Origin of the sequence: Streptomyces sp. NPDC015032 (assembly GCF_043080425.1) — a bacterium.
Taxonomy (GTDB): domain Bacteria; phylum Actinomycetota; class Actinomycetes; order Streptomycetales; family Streptomycetaceae; genus Streptomyces.
This window is the reverse complement of record NZ_JBIBVN010000037.1, coordinates 60,520-67,233: the sequence shown is the minus strand read 5'-3', so window position 1 is coordinate 67,233 and position 6,714 is coordinate 60,520. Positions and strand designations below refer to the sequence as shown.

Below are 6,714 nucleotides of genomic sequence, written 5' to 3'. Positions count from 1 at the left end.
TGATGCTGATCCGGGCTGGTCTCATCCCGGCTGGCGTTGAGGGCGTAAGACCTCCGGGAGCGCCGCTCCCGCAGGCAGCCTGAGCCAGGAATCCCTGCCCTTCAGAGCGGGGAGGATGTCAAAGGATCTGCTGGTGCTGGCGAGACTTCAGTGGATAAAATGTCGCGCGCTGCTCGCGATGGCGGTCGGTGAGGTAGGCGGTGGGGCGGGGGGAACCGTGATTGAGCTGTAAAAAAACACAATGCAGGGTGACCCCGTCCGAGGCTAGGAACGGGTGTTCGCTTTTCCCTGCCTGTGGCCTTTACGGCTCGCCCACAAAATCCACGAACGATCGCTGCAAAGCGGTCCACGGGACAGCAGTGGGCCCCTTCTTCTTTTCCGTGGCGTTCGCGACAGACGTCCGCACGTCGAGTCATGCAGTGGGCGTGCAGCGAGAAGCGGGTGCTTCGTTTTCACGACAAGAGAAGTGTGGAGTGTGATGCCATGAACCAAGTCGGCAGAGACTCGCGCCGGTCGGCCCCGAGGCTTGTGGGGCCGCTGGCGCGCATAGGGTTATCCGTTCTATTGCTGGCGGGTGGCGCGGTGGGAGCGACGGCTGGACCGGCCGCCGCTTCGAGCGCCGACGGCACGTTGACGGTTGAGGTGCTGCGCGATTTCTTCGGCACCGGCGTGATCAACGCGACGATGGACGTGCCGCAACGGGGCATGAAGGTGGAGATCTCCGATCCCGCCGGGCATGCTGTCACCGGTGTCACGGATTCCACCGGAAAGGTCGTGGTGTCGCGGTCGACGGTGCTGAGCGGCGGCCAGTACCGCGTCGACGTCAGCGTCCCGGCGCCGTACAGCGACTACTTGCAGGCGGCGCCCGCGTCGACGGCGGACAACCACTTCGACAGCTTCACGTCGTTCGTGGATGTGTCGGGCGGAAAGAACGCCTCGGTGGTGACGGGGGTGTGGGATCCGGCCGACTACGCGCTCCCGGACTCGCGGTACTTCGTGCCGGTCCATAACGGCCCCAACGGGAAAGACAACCGGGCGCTGGTGGCGTTCGGGACGAAGACCCGGGGCACGTGTCCCACCGATGTGGCGTGCCCGACCACGCTGGCCACGCAGGACCAGGTGGGCACGACGTTCGGGTTGGCGTACGACAAGGACCGGACCCGGCTGTTCCAGAGCGCGTTCGCCCGCCGGTACGCCCCGTACGGGCCGAAGGGCGGTGGCGCGATCTACACGGTGCCGGTCAACGGCTCGGGTGCGCCGGAGCTGTTCGCGCGGGTGCCGGACGCCGCGGTGACGCAGCACGACACCGCCAATATGATCAAGGATCCCGGGTTCACCGACGCGCCGGGCAAGGAGAGCATCGGTGGCCTGGCCCTGTCGGAGGACGGCTCCACGCTGTACGCGGTGAACCTGCGGACCCGCAGCCTGGTGAGCTTCGACGCGACAGGGGCCACCGCCGCGGCGCCCAAGTCGACGGTCCCGATCCCGGACCCGGGGTGCGCGAGCCCCGACGACTGGCGGCCGTTCGGTCTCCAGGTCCACAACAACACGCTGTACGTCGGCGGCGTGTGCAGCGCGGAGAGCACGCAGCAGCGCGCGGACCTGAAGGCCTTCGTCGCCACCTACGACGGCAAGCGGTTCACCACGGTGCTGAGCCACCCGCTCACGGACAAACGCGGAAGCGTCTTCGGTTCCGGCGACAAGGCCACCCACTGGAACCCGTGGAACACCAGCCTGGACACGTGGGACGACCGCAAGTCGGGCGACATCTTCATCGATCCGCAGCCGGAGCTGGCCTCCCTCGCCTTCGCCCGCGACGGCTCGATGATCCTGGGTTTCCGCGACCGGTTCATGGATGTGCTCGGTTGGGGAGGACTGGACCCCCGCCCGGGGATCGACACGGCGGAAAGCGGCATGTCCGGCGGTGACATCACCATGGTCTGCGCCACTCCCACCGGTGAATACCAGTGGGAAGGCACCGGGAGTTGCCCCAACCACGCCACCCCCGCCAACAGCGGCGGCCAGCCCGCCGATGTCGTCGAGTACTTCCCGGGCGACTCCTTCGCCAACGCGCACCAGGAGACCGCGCTGGGGTCGGTGGCCTTTATCCCGCAACAGCAGTGGGTCGTCAGCACGGAGTTCGACCCGGTCGTCAACGTCGCGACCTCAGGGACCGGGTACCACGACATCTCGACCGGTGAGGGCCCGGGCAACAACCCGACCGCCAACGGGTTCCAGTTCGTCAGCCAGGAGCAAGGCGGGTTCGGCAAGGCCGGCGGGCTCGGCGACATCGCGTACGCGGCGGCGAACGCGCCGATCCAGATCGGCAACGTCGTGTGGTTCGACGGCGACCACAACGGGATCCAGGACCCGGGGCACGTGCTGCTGCCGGGGGCGACGATCAACCTGCTGGACGCGGACGGCAAACAGGTCGCCACGACCAAAACCGATGCCGCCGGCGAGTACTACTTCGGTGGTGTCGGCGCCGCGTACGAGCTCACGCCAGGCGCGAAGTACACGGTGCAGTTCGACGTGTGCACCGCGGACACCAGCCAGGTGCCCGAGCAGCCCCCGGCGAGCGAGCTGAGGTTCACGCTCCCGCGGGCCGGTGCCAACCGTGCGCACGACTCCAATGTGACCCCGCCGACCACCGGGCAGTTGTGCAACGGCTACGCGCCCGTCACGGCACCGGACAAGCCGGGCGGGGTCGATCACACGATCGACGCCGGGGTGTACATCCCGAAGGAAACCCCGACCCCGACCCCGACTCCCACACCGACACCGACTCCGAAGCCGCCCGCGGCCTCCACACCGCCTGCCAACCACCCGGCCCCGGCCGGTGGAGGCGGGGGTTCGCTGGCGAGCACCGGTACGCCCGGGCTGGCGGAGATGATCGGCATCGTCGGTCTGCTGGTGGGTGCGGGCCTGGTCATCGCGTTCGTGACCCGGAATCGTCACGCTAGGCAACACTGAACGGACCGCACAACGGTGATCTGCCCGTCTGCGATCCGGACGGTGCGGACGGGCAGATCACGTCTCGGCCGGCCCACGAGGGCCGGCCTTGGCGTGGTCTGCCACCGGACTGCCGAGTACCGCCGCGAGCCCGCAGCCGCCGGACGGTGTGGTGATCGAAAGGATGAATCGGAGAGTGCCAGCGTCGAACCGCGCGCGGAGCGCGAGAATCCGGCAAGCCCCACCGGGTCGTCCGGCTGACCGGCGCCGATGGCCACGGTCGCGACGGGCCGCAGCCGTCATCGGCATCACGGCCGTTGCGGTGGCCGCGGTGGCCGCGGTGGCCGCGTTCCTGGTCGCCGACGGCGGCTCCGACGCCGGCGGTCCGCGCCCGCTGACGACGGATGAGGCGAGCCGGCTGGCGATCACGCGATTCCGCAACTACCAGGCGCAGGGCCGCGCGGTGACGATCACCGTGCCAGGCACCGCCGGCGGGCTGACCGTCACCGGGTCCGTCGACTATCGGCGCAAAGTCGGTTACGGCGTGGTGCACGGCACCGGGCGCGCCAAGTCCAGCGACGGGCTGATCCAGTGGACGCCCACCTCGGTGCACATCCGCCCGATGACGGACGCCCCGGCGCACGCACCCGCGTCGCCGCCCCTTTCGGGCTGGGTCGACCGTCCGCTGCTGTCGTCCGGCAGCGCGCTGGACACCTCCCTGTCCATCGCGCTCGGTCTCGGCGGCGACCGGCCGGACAACGCCGAACTGCTGCCGCAGAACGGCGCCGCCTGGTGGGGGCGGGAGCAGGTGGACGGGCGCCGGGTGGACGTCATGACCGGGCCGACCTCCCCCAACCGTTCCAATACGGCGGGCAACGTGCGCTACTGGATCGGCTCGGACGGCACCATGTACCGGGTCCGCGTCAGCGTGGGTTCGCAGCCGGAGCCGGTGGTCATCGATTTCGACACCCACAAGTACGTTCCGGTCAAGCCGGTACCCGGAACCACCCCGACCCGGTAGCCGCTGTTCAGGACGTCTGCACCCGCGCGTTCGCGGCGAGCAGAGACGCCGGCGGCAACCGGATGCCCTCCGTCTTCGGCAGGGCCGGGACGGACGGAACAGCGGTGGCGCCCGCGGTGGCGGCGTCGGGGAACTGCGGCTGCGAAGCAGGCGCCGCGACCTCGGTGAACGGGATGCCACCGGGCGCCGTCGGCGCCGTCCACCTACCGGCCGGCGAGGACGACCTGGCCGGAAGCGGGCAGGACGCAGTCGTCGCAAGCCGGGCGGGCACCGTGGTGCGCAGATCGTTGCCACGCAGGCAGTTGCCCCGTCCCCGCGTGGCGGTGGGGAACGTCCAGCCGACGTCGACACCGTTGCCGGTGAACATGTTGTCCACGATCTGGTTGCCGATCGCAGGTACGTCGGCGGTTGCGGTGATCACCAGCCCCGCGTTGCCGTTGTCGGCGATGCGGTTACGGATGAACTGGTTGTCGCTGCCGCCGTCGATGCCGATGCCGATGCCCCACCCGCCGTCGGCCTGCACCGGGGTGGCCGTCTGCTGGTTGGCAGCGATCAGATTGCCCGCGACGACGGAGCCCTTCTGCGGGAGCAGTTTCTCCTGGTGGTCGGAGTTGGTGGTGAGTCCGACCCGGTTGCCGACCAGGCGGTTGCCGACCACGTACATGTCGCCGCTGGCGTTGGTGCCTTCGTAACCGACCGCGTTGAGTTCGGCGACGTTGTCCCGCACCACGATGTTGCAGGGCTTGCACTGGCCGACATAGATCCCCGAGTCGGGGCTGCCCGACGCGTACGAGTGCGCGATGACACCGTTCTGCGCGGAGAACGCGTAGATGCCGTACAGACCGTTGCGGGTCGCGGTCACATGGGAAACCAGGAACGACTTCAGGAAGGTGACGGGCTCATCGCCGGTGTCGTAGCCGCCGCTTCCCCCCGGCAGCCCGGCGGCCGCCTTCGCCGAACCGGTGACCAGGACCCCGTTCTGCGTGTTGTTCTCCACGGTCAGGTTCTCCACGGCCACCCCGGGCGCCGTGACGACGACACCGTTCGGCTGCTGCAACCGTCCGTCGATGACGACCTTGTCCCGGGACACGCCGCGAAGAGTGACGCGCGCCGTGTCGATCTTCACCGACTCGTGGTACACGCCCGGAGCCACCAGCACCAGGTCACCGGGCCGAGCCGAGGCCACCGCAGCCGAGATCGTCGGGGCATCGGCAGGCACTCGAATCGTGACATGCGCACCGGCCGGTCGCCGGCCTTTCCCCGATCCGCCATCGCCGCCGCCGCAGCCGACCACAAGTGTCAGCGTGCCGAGTACCGCCGCCAACACGCGAAGAGTCAATCGAGGCATGATCCCAGTCTGGCATGACGTCCAATTCCACGCCAAAATAGGAAGGTTGACCGGCATGCGCGATTCGGGTGTGGCACCCTGCACACCATGCACCGAGCCGATCACCACCCGTCGCGCCGCACGTTCCTCGATGTCACCGGCGCCATGGTGGCCGCCGGTCTGACCGCCGGGTGTGCATCGGACTCCGCACGGCCAGGCCGGCACGCTCCTTCCGCAGCGGCCACGCCCATGACGATTCCGGCGACCGGCCGACACCAGGCAGGCATCACGCTCCCCCAGCAGGCCCAGCGCAACCTGCTGGCCGTGGTGGCCGACCTCGGTGCCACCGTGGCTCCCGGCCCGTTACTGGCCGAGCTCGGCCAGGCCATCCGCACCCTCACCGCGGGGACCGACCAGCGGCTGCTGGGCCTGCCGCCGGGCGACCTCACCGTGACCGTCGGCGTGGGCCCCCGGTTGGTGCGCACGGCCGGCGCCTCGCTGCCCGGCGCGGCCGACCTCCCGCGATTCTCCCGCGAGCGGATCGACCCGCGAGCACGCGGAGGTGACCTGCTGATACAGATATGCGCCAGCGACGCGCTGCTCCTACCGGTCGTCGTCGCCGCGCTCCTGGACCAGGCCGGTGACCGCATCCACGAACGCTGGCGGCAGTCCGCACGCCGCGGTTCGAACGTGCCCATCGGCAACGGCCTTACCGCGCCACGAAACCCGCTCGGATTCATCGACGGCATCGTGGGCCCGCACACCACCGCCGAACAACAACGCCACCTGTGGCTGGCCGGGCCCCCCGCGGTCGCCGGCGGCACGATCGCCGTACTGCGGCGCATGGAACTCGACCTGCCGCGCTTCGCCGCCCTGTCCCTGGCCGAGCAGGAAGCGGTCTTCGGACGGCGCAGAGCCACCGGTGTCCCCCTCTCCGGCGGCACCGTCGCATCGGACCCGGGCCTCGGCGCCAAAACACCAGACGGGCGCTACCTTGTCCCGGCCGACGCCCACGTGCGCCGGGCCAACCCCAACGTCGTCGGCGTCGGCCTCATGCTCCGCCGCTCCTACAGCACCGACGACCCCGCCCCCGGCCTGCTCTTCATCAGCTTCCAGAACGACCTGCGGACCTTCACCGCCACCCACACCCACATGGACACCTCCGACGCACTGCTGCAATTCACCACCACAACCGCCAGCGCGACCTTCCTCATCCTCCCCGGCTTCGACCAGCACCACCCGCTCGGTTCCCGGCTGTTCGCCTGACCACGCCGCGCCCGCCGCCTTCGACGAACAGTGTCCCGTTCCCAGCACCGATGAACAGCAGAGCACGGAATGCTCAGGACATGAGCAGGCGGTTCGTTTTACCTGCTCAGGGGGTCGGTGCCAGGGCTGCTTGCACAGGCCCCGGGTC

Annotated in this window: 4 protein-coding genes; 3 read left to right on the top strand and 1 reads right to left on the bottom strand. The window is 69.5% G+C overall.

The features are described from left to right. Positions 1-582: 582 nt before the first annotated feature. Both ACF08M_RS33800 and ACF08M_RS33795 read left to right on the top strand, forming a co-directional pair. Positions 583-2,973: an SdrD B-like domain-containing protein gene (locus ACF08M_RS33800; protein ID WP_392189083.1), complete on the top strand. Its 2,391-nt coding sequence runs from the start codon at positions 583-585 to the stop codon at positions 2,971-2,973. A 319-nt stretch (positions 2,974-3,292) separates the two neighbouring features. After that, positions 3,293-3,973 carry a hypothetical protein gene (locus ACF08M_RS33795; RefSeq protein WP_392189089.1) on the top strand — a complete coding sequence of 227 codons (681 nt, stop codon included), beginning with the start codon at positions 3,293-3,295 and terminating at the stop codon, positions 3,971-3,973. 7 nt (positions 3,974-3,980) lie between these two features. Here ACF08M_RS33795 and ACF08M_RS33790 read toward each other — a convergent pair whose 3' ends face one another. Beyond that, positions 3,981-5,192 carry a right-handed parallel beta-helix repeat-containing protein gene (locus ACF08M_RS33790; RefSeq protein WP_392189082.1) on the bottom strand — a complete coding sequence of 404 codons (1,212 nt, stop codon included), beginning with the start codon at positions 5,190-5,192 and terminating at the stop codon, positions 3,981-3,983. A gap of 216 nt (positions 5,193-5,408) precedes the next feature. Between ACF08M_RS33790 and ACF08M_RS33785 the strand changes: the two genes are divergently transcribed. Further along, complete coding sequence (locus tag ACF08M_RS33785; RefSeq protein WP_392189081.1) at positions 5,409-6,566, top strand: Dyp-type peroxidase; 1,158 nt, start codon at positions 5,409-5,411, stop codon at positions 6,564-6,566. The last annotated feature ends 148 nt before the right edge of the window (positions 6,567-6,714 follow it).